Annotated in this window: 25 protein-coding genes and 1 other annotated feature; all 25 genes read right to left on the bottom strand. The window is 38.4% G+C overall.

Translation table 11 applies throughout. From position 1 onward, the window contains the following. Positions 1-9 precede the first annotated feature (9 nt). Positions 10-840, bottom strand: a complete 831-nt coding sequence (locus tag LMOATCC19117_RS01420; protein ID WP_003723041.1) for a sugar ABC transporter permease — start codon at positions 838-840, stop codon at positions 10-12. Between the two features lies 1 nt (position 841). Further along, positions 842-2,179 (bottom strand): carbohydrate ABC transporter permease, encoded by a 1,338-nt coding sequence (locus LMOATCC19117_RS01415; RefSeq protein ID WP_003724188.1) that lies wholly within the window; start codon positions 2,177-2,179, stop codon positions 842-844. A gap of 17 nt (positions 2,180-2,196) precedes the next feature. Then, a complete protein-coding gene (locus tag LMOATCC19117_RS01410) occupies positions 2,197-3,423 on the bottom strand; it encodes an extracellular solute-binding protein (protein WP_003734533.1) in 1,227 nt (408 codons plus the stop codon). Positions 3,424-3,560: 137 nt separating this feature from the next. Continuing rightward, positions 3,561-4,556, bottom strand: coding sequence for a LacI family DNA-binding transcriptional regulator (locus LMOATCC19117_RS01405; RefSeq protein ID WP_003724186.1), 996 nt, complete (start codon positions 4,554-4,556; stop codon positions 3,561-3,563). Positions 4,557-4,700: 144 nt separating this feature from the next. After that, on the bottom strand, positions 4,701-5,879 hold the full coding sequence (locus LMOATCC19117_RS01400) for an RtcB family protein (protein ID WP_003728075.1): 1,179 nt from the start codon (positions 5,877-5,879) through the stop codon (positions 4,701-4,703). Positions 5,880-6,224: 345 nt separating this feature from the next. Further along, positions 6,225-6,830: a class I SAM-dependent methyltransferase gene (locus tag LMOATCC19117_RS01395; RefSeq protein ID WP_003731083.1), complete on the bottom strand. Its 606-nt coding sequence runs from the start codon at positions 6,828-6,830 to the stop codon at positions 6,225-6,227. A 142-nt stretch (positions 6,831-6,972) separates the two neighbouring features. Further along, positions 6,973-7,335 (bottom strand): 50S ribosomal protein L7/L12, encoded by a 363-nt coding sequence (rplL, locus tag LMOATCC19117_RS01390; protein ID WP_003726839.1) that lies wholly within the window; start codon positions 7,333-7,335, stop codon positions 6,973-6,975. A 78-nt stretch (positions 7,336-7,413) separates the two neighbouring features. Next, positions 7,414-7,914 carry a 50S ribosomal protein L10 gene (rplJ, locus tag LMOATCC19117_RS01385; RefSeq protein WP_003723030.1) on the bottom strand — a complete coding sequence of 167 codons (501 nt, stop codon included), beginning with the start codon at positions 7,912-7,914 and terminating at the stop codon, positions 7,414-7,416. A gap of 55 nt (positions 7,915-7,969) precedes the next feature. Further along, positions 7,970-8,113, bottom strand: a sequence feature (ribosomal protein L10 leader region). A gap of 48 nt (positions 8,114-8,161) precedes the next feature. Then, positions 8,162-8,851: a 50S ribosomal protein L1 gene (gene rplA / locus LMOATCC19117_RS01380; protein WP_003726838.1), complete on the bottom strand. Its 690-nt coding sequence runs from the start codon at positions 8,849-8,851 to the stop codon at positions 8,162-8,164. 39 nt (positions 8,852-8,890) lie between these two features. Further along, a complete protein-coding gene (gene rplK / locus LMOATCC19117_RS01375) occupies positions 8,891-9,316 on the bottom strand; it encodes a 50S ribosomal protein L11 (protein ID WP_003718336.1) in 426 nt (141 codons plus the stop codon). Positions 9,317-9,442: 126 nt separating this feature from the next. Continuing rightward, complete coding sequence (locus LMOATCC19117_RS01370) at positions 9,443-9,913, bottom strand: immunity 63 family protein (RefSeq protein WP_003728077.1); 471 nt, start codon at positions 9,911-9,913, stop codon at positions 9,443-9,445. Positions 9,914-9,967: 54 nt separating this feature from the next. Beyond that, positions 9,968-10,501, bottom strand: a complete 534-nt coding sequence (nusG, locus tag LMOATCC19117_RS01365; protein ID WP_003726896.1) for a transcription termination/antitermination protein NusG — start codon at positions 10,499-10,501, stop codon at positions 9,968-9,970. Between the two features lie 129 nt (positions 10,502-10,630). Further along, positions 10,631-10,810: a preprotein translocase subunit SecE gene (secE, locus tag LMOATCC19117_RS01360; RefSeq protein WP_003726895.1), complete on the bottom strand. Its 180-nt coding sequence runs from the start codon at positions 10,808-10,810 to the stop codon at positions 10,631-10,633. Positions 10,811-10,829: 19 nt separating this feature from the next. Beyond that, positions 10,830-10,979 (bottom strand): 50S ribosomal protein L33, encoded by a 150-nt coding sequence (gene rpmG / locus LMOATCC19117_RS01355; RefSeq protein ID WP_003728079.1) that lies wholly within the window; start codon positions 10,977-10,979, stop codon positions 10,830-10,832. Positions 10,980-11,082: 103 nt separating this feature from the next. Continuing rightward, the gene (locus LMOATCC19117_RS01350) at positions 11,083-11,688 is read right to left on the bottom strand and encodes an RNA polymerase sporulation sigma factor SigH (protein ID WP_003728080.1); all 606 of its coding nucleotides are present in this window, start codon (positions 11,686-11,688) and stop codon (positions 11,083-11,085) included. Between the two features lie 80 nt (positions 11,689-11,768). Beyond that, positions 11,769-12,281, bottom strand: a complete 513-nt coding sequence (locus LMOATCC19117_RS01345) for an NYN domain-containing protein (RefSeq protein ID WP_003726877.1) — start codon at positions 12,279-12,281, stop codon at positions 11,769-11,771. Positions 12,282-12,283: 2 nt separating this feature from the next. Then, positions 12,284-13,039, bottom strand: a complete 756-nt coding sequence (gene rlmB / locus LMOATCC19117_RS01340) for a 23S rRNA (guanosine(2251)-2'-O)-methyltransferase RlmB (protein WP_003724085.1) — start codon at positions 13,037-13,039, stop codon at positions 12,284-12,286. Beyond that, the gene (locus LMOATCC19117_RS01335) at positions 13,039-13,449 is read right to left on the bottom strand and encodes a Mini-ribonuclease 3 (RefSeq protein WP_003731085.1); all 411 of its coding nucleotides are present in this window, start codon (positions 13,447-13,449) and stop codon (positions 13,039-13,041) included. Before LMOATCC19117_RS01335 ends, rlmB begins: the two co-directional genes overlap by 1 nt. Before the next feature lie 3 nt (positions 13,450-13,452). Continuing rightward, entirely contained in the window at positions 13,453-14,868 is a 1,416-nt protein-coding gene (gene cysS, locus LMOATCC19117_RS01330) for a cysteine--tRNA ligase (protein ID WP_003724083.1), read from the bottom strand. A gap of 6 nt (positions 14,869-14,874) precedes the next feature. Further along, a complete protein-coding gene (gene epsC, locus LMOATCC19117_RS01325) occupies positions 14,875-15,489 on the bottom strand; it encodes a serine O-acetyltransferase EpsC (RefSeq protein WP_003726845.1) in 615 nt (204 codons plus the stop codon). A gap of 399 nt (positions 15,490-15,888) precedes the next feature. Then, on the bottom strand, positions 15,889-17,364 hold the full coding sequence (gene gltX / locus LMOATCC19117_RS01320) for a glutamate--tRNA ligase (RefSeq protein WP_003728082.1): 1,476 nt from the start codon (positions 17,362-17,364) through the stop codon (positions 15,889-15,891). Between the two features lie 18 nt (positions 17,365-17,382). Further along, on the bottom strand, positions 17,383-17,856 hold the full coding sequence (gene ispF / locus LMOATCC19117_RS01315; protein ID WP_003728083.1) for a 2-C-methyl-D-erythritol 2,4-cyclodiphosphate synthase: 474 nt from the start codon (positions 17,854-17,856) through the stop codon (positions 17,383-17,385). Beyond that, positions 17,849-18,547 (bottom strand): 2-C-methyl-D-erythritol 4-phosphate cytidylyltransferase, encoded by a 699-nt coding sequence (ispD, locus tag LMOATCC19117_RS01310; protein ID WP_003734532.1) that lies wholly within the window; start codon positions 18,545-18,547, stop codon positions 17,849-17,851. The genes ispF and ispD overlap by 8 nt, the downstream gene beginning before the upstream one ends. Positions 18,548-18,566: 19 nt before the next feature. Beyond that, positions 18,567-19,640 carry a PIN/TRAM domain-containing protein gene (locus LMOATCC19117_RS01305; protein WP_003726425.1) on the bottom strand — a complete coding sequence of 358 codons (1,074 nt, stop codon included), beginning with the start codon at positions 19,638-19,640 and terminating at the stop codon, positions 18,567-18,569. A 132-nt stretch (positions 19,641-19,772) separates the two neighbouring features. Next, on the bottom strand, positions 19,773-21,146 hold the full coding sequence (gene radA / locus LMOATCC19117_RS01300; protein WP_003723898.1) for a DNA repair protein RadA: 1,374 nt from the start codon (positions 21,144-21,146) through the stop codon (positions 19,773-19,775). Positions 21,147-21,212: the final 66 nt, after the last annotated feature.

Genomic DNA, 21,212 nt, shown 5'->3' with positions numbered 1-21,212 from the left:
ATCTATCTCCTATCCTTTAACAGCACCACTTGTAATGCCTTCAACATAATATTTTTGCAAATAAATAAACAGTATTGTAATTGGTACCGCAATCAATATACAGCCAGCCGCAAACGTTGTATACATTGTATTTGCCGTTGTTTGATTCAACATGGAATATAAACCTATCGACACTGTATATTTAGGCACATTGTCTCCCATAATCACTTTAGCAAAAATAAAATCCATCCAAGGCAACATAAATGCCATTAAAGCTGTGTATACAATAATAGGCTTAGACATTGGTAAAGTTATTTTTGTAAAGATACTTAATTTCGTCGCCCCGTCCATCATTGCCGATTCGTCCAAAGATTTTGGTATTGTATCAAAAAATCCTTTTGCAATATAAAAAGTTAATGCAGCTGTAGATGAATAAATTAACACAAGCGCCGTTAGAGATTGCGTTAATCCAAATGCTTTTAAAATATAGTAAACTGCTATCATACTCATAAAAGCAGGAAACATATTTAAAACTAGCGCTGTTTTTAACATTGTCTTTTTAAATCTAAAGCGAAGTCTAGATAACACATAAGCCATCGAAACGGTTATAAAAGTGCTCAATAAACAGGAACACACCGCAACAATCATTGTATTTTTAACCCATAACATAAAAGGAAAATTTTCATGATTTTCAAATAGGTACGCAAAATGATCTAGCGTATATTCTTTCGGAAAGATATACGAAACAAATTGTCCACTTTCCGCTCTAAAAGCTGTCAAAACAATCCAGATAATCGGGAATATCCAGATACACCCGAGCACTATCAACAATAGGTTAGGCCATACTGTAGCTCTTTTCATTTCAGTTGCTCCCTTCTTTATAAGAATTTGTACGTGTGTAGGCAAATAACGAGAATGCCGCGCTAAGAATGAATGTTACAATCCCAATAACCGAAGCTAAATTATAATCCGCAGCTTCTACTGTTAATTTATAAAGCCATGTCACGAGCAAATCCGTATCCCCAGCACCATAGAAGTTACTATTCGAAGGTCCTCCACCAGTCAAGAGATAGATCACATTAAAGTTATTTATATTGCCAATAAATTGTTGAATCAGACTTGGCAACATCACCGTTAAGATTTGAGGGAAAGTTATGTATCTAAATAAATGAAAACTGTTACCTCCATCCATTCGCGCCGCTTCCAATTGATCTTTCGGTAGATTCATTAAAATCCCCGTGGCGATTAACATAGTTACCGGAATCCCAATCCACATATTGACAAATATGACGGATACCTTTGCTAGCAAAGCATCTGTCAAAAATGGTATCGGCTCAGCTATAATTCCCCAATTAAGTAACATCGTATTAAGCGGTCCTGCTGCATGCAACAAGTTCTGCATTACGAGAAGTGACACAAACGGAGGTACCGCCATAGTTATAACAAAGATAGTGCGCCAAAACTTTTTGAATTTAACACCCTTATGATTAATAAGAAGTGCAAGCAATACGCCAAAAAAGAAACAAGTAGCAGTAGCTAAAAGCGCCCAAATAAGTGTCCATCCAAGCACCGGAAAGAACGTACTGGAAATATCACCATTTAGCACATTTTTAAAGTTAACAAATCCTACCCATCCAAATAAATTCCTTGGCGGTAAATGTTCATGATCATAATTGGTAAAAGCCAAAGAAATCATATAAACAAGTGGCATTATCGTAAACACCACAACCCCAATCATCGGGATCGTCAGTAAAGTTACATGAAATTTATTGTCTAGCAAACTCTTTAAGTCTTCCTTAAATGTTGGGATTTTTTTATTTTCCCGCTGGAAGCCCTCCACCTGGCAAGCGCTTCTAATATTAGCAAGGTACAAGAAGAGAAATAGTACACAAATAACAACTGTCATAATCCCATATATTAGCATCAGCATGGAATTATCGCCCGGTGTTCGAACCATAATACCTAAACTCTTATCAAAATTCCACGATTGGTTAACTGTCCCTAATGTCGCCATACCTTGAATTAAGGTAATGCCATAAAACACAAGGAAAAACAAGAAAGCAAGTTCACTAAAAAGAAATAGAAGTCCCTTCGCAATTTGCTTATGGGCCAAATTACCAGCCCCCATAATTACATAAGATAATCTCGTAGAAACAGAACCATTCTTAAAAATATTAAAATAATTCTTCTTAACCATCATATACTTAACCTACTTTCCTATTTCGCTGGTGTAATATCTTTGACTAATTTATCGAGCGCCTCTGGATAATCTTCTTTCTTAATCTTGCCTTTATAAGTATCTACTAATAGCGGGTTCATATGTTGCCAAAAAACGTTCATTTCAGGTATTTTCGGCATTAAAACGGAGTGCTTTCCGGATGTCATATCAATAACTGCTTTCGCCACATCGTCCTTTTCTACTGTAGAACTAGTTCGTGCCTCTAAATTGCTCGGAATTTTCCCTAACTCTTTAAAAGCTTTTTCCTGCACATCCGCATTAGTAATATAATCAGCTAGTTCCATCGCATCTAATGGCGATTTAGTAAATGCGTTCACACAGTATATCCCGCTTCCTTGGAAAGCCATCATATCTACCTGACCACTTCCAAAATCGGCCTTCGGATATACTGCCACTCCCATATTTTCACCTAAAACCTCTCGTATCGCATCTTTATTCCAAACCCCACTAAAAACGGCATTTATTTTACCGGATCTAAGCGCACTAATCTCATCTGCATTTACAGCGACAACATTAGGATTATTTTTCAGCTCACCAATCCAGTTCAATACTTGGACGCCTTCTGGAGTGTTAAAGGTTGTCCCATAAGGATCTTCGCCGTTCTCACCATAAAGATATGTACCATTTGCAATAAACCAAGGTGTTTCACGATAATCCGCGCCAGCTTCCGCAAGATTTATTCCGAGCTTCCCTTTAGACGTTATTCCAGAAAAAGTTTTAATATCATCCTCTGAAAAAACGCGCTTATCATAATACATAAACATCGCTTCCGCCGTCACAGGGAAACCATACATTTTATCTTGATATGTAGCAGCTTGAATGGAGGTTGGTGTATTATTTTTCTTAATATCATCTGTATACTTTGTCAATTGGTAAACCGCACCAGACTCTACCAGTTGTCCTAGACGGTCATTCGGAGTTATAAATACATCCGCCGCAGCTTCTGGATCTTTCTGAACATATTCTTGTGCTCGCCCAGATTCAGATTCAATAACCGTAATGTCATAATTTTTATCAGGATGATCTTTTTTAAAATCATCTACTACTTTCCTATAAAAATCTCCCTGATTTAAATCCACCCAAACTTTTAAAGAAACATTTTTCTCGTTTACTTTTATATCTGGCTTGTACTCCTTTTCTACACCACAACTAGCCAACAAACTTAAACCGACAATAATACTGATGGACAAAAGTAACTTTTTCATACTTTAACATTCTCCTTATCTTCACTTAAAATGACAACCGGTTGTCATTTTAGTTTAAGCGGTTTCATATATCGTAAAAATAATATCAATTATCTTATAAAATGTCAACCGTTTTCATAAAAATAATAAGAGAGAATTTACTTGGTAGTCTCTCTTATTATTAGTTTTGTTTCAAGGTCTGGCGCTACCGGCACACTCGTTCCTTGTAAATTAGCCAATAGAACTTGCGCCGAATATTCACCAAGTTCTTTAATTGGTTGTTCAATAGTTGTCAACGCCGGATTCAGAACTTCCGCTATAGGTTGATTATCAAAACCTATGATTCCTAGCTCCTCTGGCACTGCTATCCCGTATTTTTTTGCAGCATATAATATCCCAGCAGCAACCGTATCACCATTTGAAAAAATTGCGTCCGGCAGAGTAGATTTCTCTTCTAAAATATTAACTAGAAGCTCTTCGCCATCTTTAATGGTTAATAACTTCTCAAAATACAATGATTCATCAAAAGAAAGTCCATTTTCTGTTACAGCTTGCATGAATCCTTTAAAACGGTAATCATTTTTATTTTTAATACCACCAGTACAGTAGGCAAGGCGTTTATAACCGCACTTTATTAAATAATTCGTTGCTTGATAAGCCGCTTTCGTTTCATCAATGTTAATAATCGTCAAATTTTCATTTCCCAGATAACGATTACAAAGAACAATTTTGCCACTTTCAACGAGTGATTTAATTTCTTCTGTATCATTTTCTAAGTTAGCCATAATCAATCCATCTAGCTGTTTCTTTTGTAACATCTCGATAAATTGTAATTCTTTTGCAGGATTTTCTAAAGTTTGCAACATGACAACCTGATACCCTCTGTGAGATAGATAGCGTTCAATCGCATCAACAAGGTACGCAAAAAAAGGATTGGTTATAAAGGAAATCACAACACCAATCATCTTAGTCCCCTGCCCTCGAAATTGTTGAGCAATATTATTAGGATAATAATTCAGTTCTTTCATCGCAGCAAAAATTTTCTTTTTTGTTTTATCTGAAACATTTGGATTACCATTAATTGCTCGAGAAATAGTAGTTATAGAATAGCCCGTTTTCTCTGCTACATCTCCAATTTTCGTCACTTTATTCATATCTATCTCCCTAAAATTTCAAATTCATCTATTTTAATTTATTATATCAGATTACAGAAAAAGTGAGAACTTATTTCCTTATAACACTACTCTAACAACAAAAAGAAGAAGCAGCAAATAGTAATATATGCTGCTTCTTTTCCATCATGCTTTGAAATTGTATAACGGTTTAATTATTTCTTGAATCTCCATCGTATCTTCTACATCAGCAAGTAATTGTTTAGCAGATTTATAGGCTTTTGGAGCTTCATCAATTGTTTTTTTAGAAACAGAAGTAGTCCAAACGTCTTTCATTGCTGCCTGATAGCTTTCTAAACTGATTTGCGCTTTTGCTTTAGAACGACTTAGCATCCTTCCCGCCCCGTGCGGCGCCGAGTAATTCCAATCTGCATTTCCTTTACCCGTTGCAAGAATGCTGCCATCGCGCATATTAAGTGGAACGATAATTTGCTCTCCAAGCTGAGCAGATGTCGCACCTTTTCTAAGCATGTGGTTATCAATATCAATGTAATTATGCACACAATCAAACGCTGAAACAACTGCTTTATCCCACTTCATCGCTTTTAAAATAGTTTCTGCCATGACGTAACGATTACGCGCTGCAAATTTTTGTGCAATTTCCATGTCATTTAAATAATTGTTTAAATCAGAGCCCGTCACATAGGATAAGTCATAATCCAATTTCACTTGCTCACGCTCACCGTTCAAGTTGTTGGCCATTTCTAAATTGCCGCGTTTTTTCGCAGCAGTTGCGTCTAATTTCAATTCTTTACGCAATATGTCTAATCTTTTATAAGCTACTTCTTGGTGGTATTCTGCAATTTCTTTACCAAGCACCCGACTTCCACTATGGATTACAAGGTAAATACCATCAGAGCCTTGATTCACTTCAATAAAATGGTTCCCGCCACCAAGCGTCCCTATACTTCTAGCTACCCAGCCGCGATGAATTGGCGCAACTATACCTTCCAAATCAAATTCATCTACAGGCTTATCGTGTGTTTTGCTTCCAGATGGCACTCGTTCGCGAATAACTTTATCTAGCTTATCAAAGTCCATTTTTAACTTGCCAGGTTTTAGTTTCACTACATACAGTCCGCAACCGATGTCTACTCCAACCAAATTCGGTACAATTTTATCTTGAATTGTCATTGTCGTTCCAATCACACAACCTTTACCACCGTGCGTGTCGGGCATGATCCGAATCTTACTATCCTTCGCAAACGGTTGATTACACAGCGTAATAATTTGCCCGATGGTATTGTCGTCCACATTATCTGTAAAAACTTTCGCTTCGTTATATTTTCCTTTTAATGTTAGCATTTCTATTCCTCATTTTCTGTTTAATAGAGAAATGAAAATCTCCGCTTCTCTTCCTAGCTGTTAAAATTCTCCAGTTCTCCTATTGTCATTCGACTCACCTCTTTCAAATTTATTTTTAGGTAAAAAAAAGTCCCTCAATCAAGAAAGATTGAAGGACGTAACTTTTAACGGACGCTACCTTGAAAAGACACCGGTTGGCTATGCAGGAACGTTAAAGAAATACCTATTATCTTCTGTCTTGATTGGTTGTTTTTTTCTAGTATATTTTTCATTCTAAGCATATCCCTCAGTCCTTTCTTGGTAAAATGTATTTCTATATTAGCACGTTTCCGCACTTGATACAACTTAATTTTTAACGCTTTTGAAAATAAAATAGCCCTTATCTTTTGCCACTGTTTCAACGTTGCCGAAAACTTCTTCCATTTTCTTTTCAGCAGATGGGCCGCCTTGTTTCTTTTGAATAACAATCCAAAGTTCTCCGGTTTCTTGCAAGTGATCGTAAGCACCTTCTAAAATCGCATGAACTATTCTTTTCCCTGCACGAATTGGCGGATTACTAATAATCGCTTGGTAATCGTTCGCAGTTACGCTATCATAAACCGAACTTTCATAGATATGCGTATTCGTAATTTTATTGATTTCCGCATTTTCTTTCGCAAGTTCCAGTGCGCGCAAATTAACGTCCACCATTTCAATTTGGCTATCAGGGAACGCTTTCGCTACCGTTAACCCCATCGGACCATAGCCACAACCAACATCCAAGATTTTTCCTATTTTCGTTTCTAACTCAAAAGACTCAATCAATAATTTCGAACCAAAATCGACCGTATTTTTGGAAAACACGCCATTGTCACTTGTAAAACTCATATTAAAACCTTTTAACATCACTTGCCATGTTTTTCGGTTGTGTTTAATTGTTTCGTCGTTTGTGTAGTAATGATTGTTAGTCAAGAACCGCACCTTCCTTTCGTATCTCTAGCTATTTTAGCATAAAATCTTACTCGGATGTAGCATTTTTGGTAACTCATCTTAAACTTGATTAATTGCAATAAAAAAGACCTTAGATAACAAGTATCTAAGGTCTTTAAGTTAATTACTTAACTTCTACGTTAGCGCCAACTTCTTCAAGTTTAGCTTTGATTTCTTCAGCTTCTTCTTTAGCAACGCCTTCTTTAAGAGCTTTAGGAGCGTTATCAACTAATTCTTTAGCTTCTTTTAAGCCAAGACCAGTGATTTCACGAACCACTTTGATTACTTTGATTTTAGAATCTCCAGCAGAAGCTAGTTCTACAGTGAATTCAGTTTGCTCAGCAGCAGCGCCACCAGCAGCAGCTACAGCTACAGGTGCTGCAGCAGTTACGCCAAATTCTTCTTCGATTGCTTTTACTAAATCGTTAAGTTCTAATACAGATGCTTCTTTTACGGAAGCAATGATTTCTTCAATGTTTAAAGCCATTTTGAAATTCCTCCAATAATATAATTTTTTCGGATTTAACCGAGATTTGTTTGTAGGGTTTCCCCTGGGTAGAACAGATTATGCTTCTTGTCCTTCTTTTTGGTCAGCAACAGCTTTAGTAGCGATAGCAAGACCGCGAACTGGAGCTTGAAGTACGTTGCAAAGCATAGATAGCAATCCTTCGCGTGATGGAAGTGTTGCAAGTGCTTTAATTTCTTCAAGAGAAGCAACTTTACCTTCAATAACACCGGCTTTGATTTCTAGTGCTTCATGATCTTTAGCGAAATCGTTAAGAATTTTCGCAGGCGCAACTACGTCTTCATTACTGAATGCGATTGCGTTAGGACCAGTTAGTGCTCCTTCTAAACCTTCATAACCGTTAGCTTCAACAGCACGGCGAGTTAGTGAGTTTTTGTAAACTTTAAACTCAATACCAGCATCACGCAATTGTTTACGTAATTCAGTGATTTCGCCAACGTTTAAGCCGCGGTAATCAACAATTACTGTAGACGCACTAGCTGATAATTTTGTTTTAATTTCTTCTACTGCACTTTGTTTAGCTTCAAGAACTTTACTCATTTTTCCACCTCCGTCCAACAATTAAATCTAATTAAACAGACACAAGTTCCGTTTGATCAGCAACAAAAAACCTCTGACACCGTAGACATCAGAGGTTTTTGTAAAATGCACGCGGACGCACACTTCAAAAGAAATCCCTCGGGTGGCAAATTTAAGCGATAAACGCGCCAACTGTCTACGGTAAGGATATTTGATTGTTTCAACTAGCCTATCTTATCAAAAGACAAGGGGCTGGTCAAGTTAAATTTTATAAGCTAGCTGGGTCGACTTTGATTCCAGGTCCGAAAGTAGTTGTTACGGAAAGATTTTTCACGTAAGTACCTTTCGCAGCAGCAGGTTTTGCTTTTTGTAGAACGTCATTCACAGTACGGAAGTTTTCTACTAGTTTAGCAGCATCAAAAGATACTTTACCGATTGCAGCGTGGACGTTACCAGCTTTATCAACACGGTATTCTACTTTACCAGCTTTAATTTCGTTAACTGCTTTAGTTACGTCCATAGTTACTGTACCAGTTTTAGGGTTTGGCATTAAACCTTTTGGTCCAAGGACACGGCCTAATTTACCAACTTCACCCATCATGTCAGGTGTAGCAACGATAACGTCAAATTCAAACCAACCTTGGTTGATTTTTTCAACGAATTCAGATTCACCAACGTAATCAGCTCCAGCAGCCTCAGCTTCTTTAGCTTTTTCACCTTTTGCGAATACTAATACGCGTTGAGTTTTACCAGTACCGTTTGGTAATACAACAGCACCGCGGATTTGTTGGTCCGCTTTTTTAGGGTCAACGCCAAGACGGAATGCTACTTCAACAGTTGCATCGAATTTAGCGAAGTCAATTTTTTTAGCAAGTTCAACTGCTTCTTCTGCAGTGTAAACTTTGTTTGCATCAATTTGTTTTAAAGCATCTTGATACTTTTTGCCTTTCTTAGCCATTTCTTTTCCTCCTTAATTGTCAAATTGTGAAACACACGATTAGTCTTGGATAGTGATACCCATAGAACGTGCAGTACCTTCAACCATTAGCATTGCAGATTCAACATTTGCAGCGTTAAGGTCTGGCATTTTTGTTTCAGCAATTTCCTGTACTTGAGCGCGAGTTACAGATGCAACTTTTGTTTTGTTTGGTTCACCGGATCCTTTTTCCACTTTAGCTGCTTTTTTAAGTAATACAGCTGCTGGTGGAGTTTTAGTGATGAACGTAAACGAACGGTCTTCAAATACAGTGATCACAACAGGAATAATAAGACCAGCTTGATCGGCTGTGCGAGCGTTAAACTCTTTACAGAATCCCATGATGTTTACGCCAGCTTGACCTAATGCAGGTCCAACTGGAGGTGCAGGATTTGCTTTACCTGCTGGAATTTGAAGTTTAACTTCTTTAATCACTTTTTTTGCCACGAGACATACCTCCTTAAGTCCGTGATGTGGTTGACTGGGGCTGATATTTCCCCTCCCACGTTAAAACATACGTCAAAAACGTACTTATATATGATACCATTTTAAATGTGTAGTTGCAAGATTATTTTATGAATTTACTTTAAATTCCATTGCTTCTTTATCGAAATAAACATTTTTATTTTCACGCCATAAATTCAAATACGCCGTGTAACCTTGTGCTGCTTTATCTATCCATGCCGGATTCACCATTTTTAGTAGTTGTAATGTTTTTTCAAAAGCGATTTTTCTGGTGTCTGTTTCTAAAATATTATCGTCGTGCCGCATGTCTTCTTTCCGGTGGCGCAGTTCAAACTCCATTCCCATATACCAACAAATATGCAAGAAAACCTCATATTTAAATTCGTCAAAGTCTGTTGTTTTAAATTCACTATTTCGTTTGCCACGTTCGTAACCATAGAGCATATAGCCATCTTGTTCACTATAATCCATACAAAGCTCGCCAAAACCTGGCCCGTCACCTAAAAACAACGGGAAATCGAGCTCTAAAAAATCGGCTTCTCGTTTAAATTCCAGATAAATCTGCTTTGCTTTGTCCATTTTGTCGCCTCCCTAATAAAACAACCTCCACAAATAATGTAGAGGTTGCACATTTTAAAGTTTTTCGATTTGGTTGAAATCCACTTCGACTGGCGTTTCACGTCCGAACATGTTAACCATGACTTTCGCTTTACCTTTGTCGTTGTCCATTTCGTCCACTTTACCGGAAAAGTCAGCGAATGGTCCTTCTTTGACCATAACTGTTTCACCAATTTCAAAGTCAGCTTCTGCACGTTTTTCAACCATGCCCATGCTTTTAAGAATGCGATCTGCTTCTTCTGGAAGTAATGGTGTTGGCTTTGATCCAGAACCTGCTGAACCAACGAAGCCTGTAACACCTGGAGTATTACGAACTACATACCAAGAATCATCTGTCATAACGATTTCTACTAGTACATAACCAGGGAAAACTTTACGTTTAATTGTTTTTGTTTTACCATTTTTCACTTCTGTTTCTTCTTCTTCCGGTACGATAACGCGGAAGATTTTATCTGACATGCCCATTGACTCTACACGTTTTTCTAAGTTTGCTTTGACTTTATTTTCATAACCGGAGTAAGTATGAACTACATACCAATTTTTTTCCATTATTTAGTTGGCAGCAATCCTATTTTGCCGCCATCCTCCTTTTAGTATAATCCAAAATAAAAAACCCGAAAGTTGTACGGGTTTTGTCTCAAGTAATAGTATATCATTATCTTTGTAAAATTCCTAGCACTACACGATAAGTTTAATAATTTGTTCGATACCGAAATCAATTAACATAAAGAATAAAGCAAATAAAACTACTGTAATAACTACTGTTACTGTGTAGGTTAAAAGTTCTTTTCTAGTTGGCCACGTAACTTTGTGCATTTCGGATGAAACATTCCGAAAGAATCTTGCTATTGCAGACATACCAAAACCTCCATATCGTCTATTTTGTTTCTCGATGTAATGTATGTTTATTGCAGTGTCGGCAGAATTTCTTCACTTCTAAACGCGTTTCTTTCTGCGTCCCGCTAACATTGACTGTATAGTTTCTTGAACCACACTCAGAACAAGCGAGGGATGTTTTCTTCTTCATAAATTATCTCAACTCCGCAATCATTAAATATGCCATGCCAAAAAATAGGCACATTTCATCCATATAAATATAACATCTGGCTCTTAGCTAGTCAATTGTTTTTTCATTCTAGCTGTTTCATCATTTTCTTTTTTACACGTTGTAAGGCATTATCGATTGCTTTCTCTTTTTTGTTGAAGAAAAGCGCCATTTCTTGATAGCTCTTACCTTCTAAATATTGTTTTAATACTTCTTTTTCAAATTCGCTTGTGACTTGTTCTAGTTGACGCGCTACATGCGTTAAATCTTCGTTTTTGATTAAAAAGTCTTCTGGGGTTTCGGCTGCTTTTTCGGAAATCACGTCTAATAAAGTCCAGTCCATATCATCCTCAGCTATTGGTGTATCTAATGAAACAGAATTATTAAGCGGAATATTCTTCTGTCTAGACGCCCGCTTCACCGCCGAAAGAAGCTGTCTGTTAATACACATTTCTGCAAAAGATCGAAAAGAAGCTTCTTTTGTTTTATCGTAATCCCGAATTGCTTTGAAAAGGCCAATCATCGCTTCTTGAATTAAATCGTCCCGCTCCGCACCTTGCAGAAAATATTGGGTTGATTTCCAGTAAATAACAGACTGATACTTACTGAAAAAATATTCTAACGCTTCTGTATCACCGCTTCTCGCTAGTTCAAGCATCGCAAGTTCTTCTTGGTTCACTGAATTATCCACTAGGCTAATCGGCTCCTTTACGACAGGATTTCTTCTATGGTTGCTCCATTATACATAGTCAAAAACATACCGTCAATCCCTTACTCCTCGCCTCTTCTCCACTTTTCGAGCTGTGAAATGACATCAGAATCCAGATTAAGGTTTGATTTCGGCATTTCTTCCTGAATTCGCTTGATTTTCTGTCCGATTTGTTTACTCATTTCTTGAATTTCAAAAAGTAACTCTCGGGATGAAATTCGTAGTGCTCCTTGTCCAAAAATAGCCCACTGTTCTGTATAATCAGATGTTGCTACCATAATTTGCGTCCGCACGTTTTTCCATTCAATCGCTTTTTGTTCGATGTACTCATCTGCCGTTTCATCCTCATGCGTAAAAACGACTTCTACCTGATACTTCTTACTTTTACGCTTCACGCCCCGGACAAACTGTGCATCAAAAACGACCACAACCCGATATCCTGTATAACTTTGATATTCCGCCATCCATTCAACAAGTTTATCTCTTGCCGCTTCCAAATCACGATCTTTTAAGAAACTAAGTTCTGGCCATGCCCCAATCACATTATATCCGTCAACAAGCAGAATTTGTTCCATCTTTATTTCTCCAGAGGGAAACGTTTCCGATAAACTTCATAAAGTAACAAACTAGCTGCAACAGATGCATTAAGTGATGTAACTTTTCCACGCATTGGTAAATGAACGAGGAAATCACATTTTTCACGTACTAAGCGGCTCATGCCAAACCCTTCGCTACCAATAACAATAGCAAGCGGCATATCCACATCCATCGTCCGGTAATCGCTACTACCTTTCGCATCTGTTCCAAAAATCCAAAGCCCGCGTTTTTGTAGTTCTTCCATTGTCCGTACCATATTCGTCACGCGAACCACTGGTACATATTCCATCGCCCCAGTACTTGCTTTGGCTACAGTTTGCGTCAAACCTACAGAACGACGTTTCGGAATAATAATCCCATGTGCTCCAACAGAATCTGCTGTACGCATAATTGATCCTAAGTTGTGTGGATCTTCTAATTCATCCAAAATAATGAAAAATGGCATTTCATCTTTCGCTTCAGCAGCAGCGAATAAATCGTCTAACTCCGCATATTGATAAGCCGCCACTTGAGCTGCAACACCCTGATGCGCTCCACTCACTACTTTTTCAATTTTTTGTTTGGGTACAAATTGAACTTGGATTTTCCGTTCTTTCGCTAATGTTAAGACTTGTTTTAATACGCCTTTTTGTGAACCTTCTTGCACGTATATTTTATGGATATCTCTATCAGATCGTAATACTTCAAGAACAGGATTTCTCCCGCCAATCCACTCTTGCTCATTTTCTTGTTCCATTAGTTGGTTTCCACTCCTTTTTCTACTATTTCAAGCGCCTTTTCCATCCATTCTTGTAAACGATCCAACTCACCGGCTAAGTAAAGATAACCTAGCACTGCTTCAAAAGATGTGGACATACTGTAAGTTCCAGGGTCAGTATTTTTAGGCACTGTATACGACTTGGCATTACGCCCACGCTTTGCAATTCTATCTTCTTCTTCCGTCAAAAAACCTTCCGCAATCATAGCTTTTAGCGCCACAGCTTGCCCTTTTGCAGAAACGAATTTTGTCGCCGTTTTGTGTAACTGATTCGGTTTTGTCTTTCCAGCAGCAAGTAAATATTCGCGAATAAATTTTTCATAAACTGCGTCACCCATGTAAGCAAGCGCGAGGCCATTAAGTTGTTTGTATTCTTTCACTTCTGCCATGATTTACCCCCGTCTAAACCGCGTGCCTTGCGCAGTGTCTTCCAAAATAATATTTTTTTCTTTTAAAATGTCTCGAATTTCATCAGCACGTGCAAAATTACGTTCGTTTCGCGCTTGCAGACGTTCTTCAATTAACGCTTCTACTTCGCTATCATCCAGCGAATCAGTTTGCGTATTTTCTAATTTCAAGCCTAATACTTCCGCAAACAAACGCATCATGCTTAAGAATTCGCGCAGAACATTGATAGAAACAGTTTCTTTAGCCAAATAAATATTGGCACGCTTTGCAAGTTCGTGAAAAGTAGTAATTGCATTTGCCGTATTGAAATCATCATCCATATCATCTTCAAAAGCTTGTTTTAATTCCGTTAGCTGTTCTAGCCACTCGTCCTCATGCGCTTCTTCCACATATTCACCGTCATCTGTTTGAATACGATGATCAATATTTTGGTATGCAATCATTAACCGTTCCAAACCATTTTTCGCATCTTCTAAAATTGCATCATTCAGTGTAATTGGCTTCCGGTAATGTACAGATAGCATGAAGAAACGAATCACATTTGGATCATTGTCTTTTAGCACATCATGCAGCGTAATAAAATTCCCAAGTGATTTGGACATTTTTTCCCCATCAATATTTAAAAAGGCATTATGCATCCAGTAGTTCGCGAACGTTTTCCCAGTTGCCGCTTCGGATTGAGCAATCTCATCCTCATGGTGAGGGAATACTAAATCTTGCCCACCCGCATGAATATCAATCGTGTCACCAAGATATTTTTTCGCAAGCGCCGAGCATTCAATATGCCAACCCGGGCGCCCATTACCAAACGGACTTTCCCAGAAAATTTCACCCGGTTTAGCCGCTTTCCAAAGGGTGAAATCAAGTTCATCTTGCTTACGCTCATTATATTCAACCCGAGCCCCGTGCTGCAATTCCGATAATTCTTGGCCAGATAGTTTCCCGTAATCTTTGAATTTTTTCGTCCGGAAATACACATCACCAGCCGACTCATACGCATAGCCTTTTTCAATTAGCGTACTGATCAATTGAATAATTTCATCCATATTCTCCGTTACACGTGGATTCACAGTCGCTTTCGCCACATTCAGTTGATCTACATCATCAAAGTAAGCCCCAATAAAACGATCCGCCACTTCGGGAACCGTCAACTTTAGCTCATTTGCCGCACGAATTAATTTATCATCCACATCCGTAAAATTAGACACGAATTTCACATCATAACCACGATACGTAAAATAACGTCGAACTGTATCGAAAACAATAATTGGCCGCGCATTCCCGATATGAATGTAGTTATACACAGTCGGTCCGCAAACGTACATTTTCACTTCGCCATCTTTGAGTGGTTTAAAAGGCTCTTTCTCTCGTTTTAACGTATTAAAAATTTGTATCGACAATCAGATCTACTCCTTTTCCTTCAAAAGTTTTTCTACTATATTTTCTAATTCCGCAATTCGTAATGTCAGTTCATCCATTTTAGGAACCGCATGTCCTACCGTACGACCATTCAAACGAACAACCTTAGCAGGAATCCCAACAACCGTTGCGCCTGGAGGTACATCTTTTAAAACGACAGCTCCTGCTCCAATACGCGCTCCTGCTCCAATTTCCACCGGCCCAAGTACTTTCGCTCCTGCCGAAACAAGCGCCCCGTCACCGACAGTTGGATGGCGTTTCCCGCAATCTTTTCCAGTTCCACCTAGCGTAACTCCGTGGAATATCGTTACATCATCCCCAATTTCTGCTGTTTCACCAATAACAATTCCTGCACCATGATCAATAAAAAGCCTTCTACCAATAGTTGCGCCTGGATGAATCTCTATATTAGTCCAGAAACGAGCGTTCTGCGATAATACTTTTCCAAACAAAACCATTTTATGACGATAAAAAAAGTTCGCCACACGATGCCACCAAAGTGCGTGCAATCCCGGATTCGTTAAAAAAGCATCAAAAAAGCTTTTCGTCGCAGGGTCATTCTTTATAATTGTTGCAATATCTTCTTTTAAGCGAGTTGGCATTTTGTTGCCTCCTTATTCAAGTTCGTACATTTTTTCATTGGAACCTACGCCAACAAAAAAAGCCCCTCCGATACAGAGACGCTTTGCGCGGTTCCACTCTGACTTGAGTACTGCCAATTTTAGCAAATACTCCAACTCTAGGGGTGGGGGTAACGACCCACATTTCGTCTGACGATACTAAATTTCCCATCAGAATTCAGGGAGGCATTTCAGGAGTGTTCAGCTAAGTCGCTTCCAGCCATGGCGACTCTCTCTATAAACTTAGAATTCCGTACTTCTTCCCATCATCACTTTTTCCGTATATTTAGTTCTATTATAACAGCAATAAAATTCCTTGCAACTGAAATATATCAAAATAAAAAAGCACCCCGCAAATAGCCGAGATGCTTTCATTCAAAATTAATTATTTTTCAACCATGTATCCAAACGATTAAGCACTTTTTCACGACCAAGAACTTCGATTGCAAGTGGCAATTCAGGACCATGCATTTCACCCGTTGTCACAATACGAATTGGCATAAATAAACCTTTACCTTTTACGCCCGTTTCTTTTTGAACCCGCTTGATTGCCGCTTTTACTTCCGCAGCTTCTAGAACTTCTAGTGCTTCTAATTCTTTTTTGAATGCTGAAATAACAGTTGGAACTGTCTCTTCCGCAAGCACTGCTGTCTCTTCTTCATCAAACGTAATTGACTCTGCATCCGCAAAGAACATTTCTGAAAGTGGCACAATTTCCGCACCATAGCTCATTTGCTCATGATAAAGTGACACTAATTTGTGCACCCAATCAAGTTCAGCTTGATCTAACTCAGCAGATACAACACCTGCTTTTTGTAAATGCGGTAGCGATAGTTCTACTACATCATTTAGTGGTAATTTTTTCACATATTGGTTATTCACCCAAGTCAATTTAACATTATCAAATAATGCTGGTGATTTAGATAAACGCTTCGGATCAAACATTTTAATGAATTCTTCTTTAGAGAAAATTTCTTCTTCCCCTTCTGGAGACCAACCAAGCATAGCAATAAAGTTAAACAAAGCTTCTGGTAAATATCCTAAATCGCGATATTGTTCGATAAATTGAATAATCGAACCGTCACGTTTACTTAATTTACGTCTGCTCTCATTCACAATAAGTGTCATATGACCAAAAATTGGCGGCTCCCAGCCAAATGCATTATAAATCAAAATTTGCTTAGGCGTATTCGAAATATGGTCATCCCCACGAAGAACATGAGAGATTTCCATTAAATGGTCATCCACTGCTACAGCAAAGTTATAAGTCGGAATTCCATCTTTTTTCGCAATAACAAAATCGCCTATTCCATTTGATTCAAAAGAAACATCGTCTTTCACCATATCGTTAAAAGTGATTGTTTCATTTGCTGGCACTTTGAAACGAATACTTGGTTTAAAACCTTGCGCTTCTTTCTCCGCTTGTTGTTCTTTTGTTAAATGACGACATTTCCCGCTATAACGAGGCATTTCACCGTTTGCTTTTTGTTTTTCACGTTCAGCATCCAGCTCTTCTTCCGTACAATAACATTTATAAGCCAAACCTTCATCCAGAAGTTGTTGAATTAACGGTTCATAAATGGATTGACGTTCCGATTGACGGTAAGGTCCGTATTTTCCAGGAACATCCACACCTTCATCCCAGTCCATACCTAGCCATTTCAAATTTGTCATCTGACTTTCTTCACCGTCAGCTATGTTACGTTTCGCATCCGTGTCTTCAATTCGAATGATAAAATCTCCATCATTATGTCTTGCAAATAAATAGTTAAATAGGGCAGTACGCGCATTCCCAATATGCAAAAATCCAGTTGGACTTGGTGCATAACGTACACGTACTCGTTTTGTTTCACTCACAATTATTCACTCCTTCAATTATTTTTCAAGTAAGACAACGGCTAGACTTGCGATGCCTTCTTCCCGACCAGTAAACCCTAATTTCTCTGTCGTAGTCGCCTTTACATTAACTTGGGCTGAATCCGCATGTAGCAACTCCGCAATTCGAAGCTTCATTTGCTCCACATATGGCGCCATTTTTGGCTTTTCAGCAATAATAGTAGCATCTAGATTTCCAAGACGAAAACCATCCGCCTCTACCTTCTGCCAAATTTCCTCAAGTAGCTCAGCTGAATCCGCATCTTTAAAAGCCATATCTGTGTCCGGAAAAAAATGACCAATATCACCAGCGCCAATTGCGCCTATGATAGCATCAGTAATAGCATGAAGAAGTACATCCGCATCACTGTGACCTAGTAACCCTTTCTCATAAGGAATTTTAATCCCGCCAACAATCAGTTCTCGGTCATAAGCAAGTTTATGTACATCATAACCTTGGCCAATTCTAATCATTTGCTATCCCTCCAAGTTCCCCTAAAATCGCCTTAGCGAGCGGCATATCTTCAGGAGTTGTCAGCTTAATATTATAATAGCTTCCTTGGACAATAGCAACAGGACAAGGAAGTCGCTCAACCAGACTAGCTTCATCCGTTCCTAAAAACTGTTCTTTTCGAGCAAGCTGATGCGCTTTTCGTAAAATAGGCAGTTCAAAAGCTTGCGGCGTTTGAACTTGCCAAAGATTTTCACGGTCAACAGTTTCTTGAACGACACCTTTCACCACTCGTTTCACCGTATCTTTTACTTTTACTGCACAAATCGCGGCTTTACTTTGCTCTACACCAATTAATAATCGATCAATAATATCTAACGTGATAAACGGTCTTGCGCCATCATGTACTAAGACAACCCGCTCTGTCCCACAACGTTCAAGACCTGCTGCCACACTATATTGGCGTTCACTTCCACCTTTCACAATCTCAATTCGGCTTTCAGCAACGTTAAGCTGACTCATTAATTCTTTCACATGCTTTCTTTCCTCTTCTTGACACACAACAATCACTTTGGAACAACGATTATCTGCTAAAAAAGGACGCAAGGCATGAATGAAAATTGGTTCACCAACTAACTCTAGCCACATTTTATTTTTCTGGGCATTCATACGTTTCCCTTGACCTGCCGCTAAAAAAACCAACTCATAATTCATGCTTATTTCCTCCTTCTAATCAGGATGGTTTAGCAAAAATCATTCTTCCTGCTGATGTTTGAAGTACACTCGTTACTTCCACTTGAATTGTTTCATTAATAAATTTACGACCATCTTCTACAACAATCATTGTTCCATCATCTAAATATGCAACGCCTTGATTGTGTTCTTTACCATCTTTCACCATAAGAACAGTCATTTTCTCACCTGGCAAAACAACTGGTTTTACAGCATTCGCCAAATCATTAATATTTAAAACCGGTACATTTTGGAATTCACATACTTTGTTCAAATTATAATCATTTGTAACAACAATACCGCCCATTACTTTAGCAAGTTTCACAAGTTTACTATCCACTTCTGGCGTATCTTCAAAATCACCTTCATACATTTCCACTTGAATAGCCTCTTCTTTTTGGATTCGATTTAAAATATCTAATCCCCGGCGCCCTCTTGTACGTTTAAGCGTATCGGATGAATCCGCAATATGCTGAAGTTCGGCTAACACAAATAGTGGAATAACCACCGTTCCATCTAAAAATCCAGTAGTCAAAATGTCTGCAATACGACCATCAATAATTACACTCGTATCCAAAATTTTATATGTTTTCTTAGATTTCTCTTCTGTTTTCTCTTCTTCTGGTGTTCTTTTCTTTGCATTTCTGTTATTGACAAAATTTCCAAATTCGTTGCGACGACTAATTCCGATACGGAACCCTAAATAACCTAGAACTAATGTTAAAATAACTGGTACTACTGAATTTAAAAGCGGAATATTTGTTTGACTTAATGCATTGCTCGCGAAAAACGCAATGACCAAACCTACAAATAAACCAAGTCCCCCATAAACAAGGGTTGCAATAGCAATTTTAGCTAACTTTTCCTCTAACCAATTAAGTGCGGCTTCTACATATTTCACCGCCCAGAAAGTAATAAGATAAAATATAAGTGCACCAATCAGAGCATCAGTATAAGGATTATTAATTAGCAGAATGTGACCTATTCCAAGTTTCACCCATAGAGCAGGTAGTGAAAAGACTCCCGTTGTCCCACCTAGAATTAAAAAACACACTCGAATTACCCATGTAAGCATTTAGTTTCCTCCTTTCCATTTTTAATTTATATATATAATTGGGCTATTACCAAATATACATATAGCACTATTTTACACTATTAAAAGACTATACCGCAAATAGTACTCACGGAATCAACGAAGTATTTAGTTTTAATCTGGTAAAGCTTTCTTCAAAGCTTCTCCAATCGTTTCCACCCCAACCACTTGCACGTCTTTCGGTATTTTCCAATTACCTTCGTTATTTTTAGGAATAAAAATTCGCTTAAAGCCAAGTTTTGCGGCTTCTTGTACGCGTTGTTCAATTCTTGCAACACGACGAATCTCACCTGTAAGTCCAAGTTCTCCAATAAAGCAATCCGTACTTCTTGTTGGTTTATCACGATAGCTAGATGCAACACTGACTGCAACCGCCAAATCCACTGCAGGTTCATCCAATTTAACCCCACCAGCTGCTTTCAAATAAGCATCTTGGTTTTGCAACATTAAACCTACTCGCTTTTCTAAAACAGCCATAATTAGCGAAACTTTATTATAGTCTATTCCTGTCGCCATTCGCTTAGCATTACCAAACATCGTAGGCGAAACAAGCGCTTGTATTTCCACAAGGACGGGGCGAGTTCCTTCCATAGAAGCTACAACCGTTGAACCTGAAGCGCCTTCAAGACGTTCTTCCAAGAACACTTCGGAAGGATTAGCAACTTCTACAAGTCCAACATCTCGCATTTCAAATATACCCATTTCATTAGTGGAACCAAAACGGTTTTTCACTGCACGCAAAATCCGGTAAGCATGATGACGCTCCCCTTCAAAATAAAGCACAGTATCAACCATATGTTCAAGTAGGCGCGGCCCCGCAATAGCACCTTCCTTTGTTACATGTCCAACAATAAAGATTGCAATGTTTTGCATTTTAGCAATTCGCATCAATGTCGCTGTACATTCCCTAACTTGCGAAACACTCCCCGCTGCACTTGTAACATCGGGATGATAAACAGTCTGAATGGAGTCAATGACTACAAAATCAGGCTTCACAAAATCAATCGTTTCTTGAACTGCTTCTAAATTTGTTTCTGCATACACATATAAATTATCTCCCGAAACTTGCAAGCGTTCCGCCCGCAGCTTCGTTTGTTTGATAGATTCTTCTCCTGATATATACAATACTTTTTTATTTGTGAGCGTCAGTTGAGCTGAAACTTGCAGTAATAAAGTCGACTTCCCGATACCAGGATCCCCACCGACAAGTACCATAGATCCTGGAACCACACCTCCGCCAAGAACTCTATTTAACTCCGGCATATTGGTTTCGACACGTTTTTCTGTTTCACTTGCTATTTGAGTAATTGGAGTCGCTTTCGAAGGTTCTCCCGTATGATTAAAAGCTGAGCGTGATTTTTTTGACGGCTCCAAAGCTTCTACCATCTGATTCCACTCGTTGCAATTCGGACATTTTCCCATCCATTTTGCCGATTCATATCCACATGCCTGACACACAAATTTGGTTGTCCTTTTTGCTTTAGCCATTTCTACATCCCTCCATACATATGCTCCATTTTACCACAGATCATCTGTTCGCGTTAATCCTTTTCA

The organism is Listeria monocytogenes ATCC 19117 (genome assembly GCF_000307025.1).
Lineage (GTDB): Bacteria > Bacillota > Bacilli > Lactobacillales > Listeriaceae > Listeria > Listeria monocytogenes_B.
The sequence above is the reverse complement of the archived record's forward strand: the minus strand, read 5'-3'. Positions and strand labels throughout refer to the sequence as shown.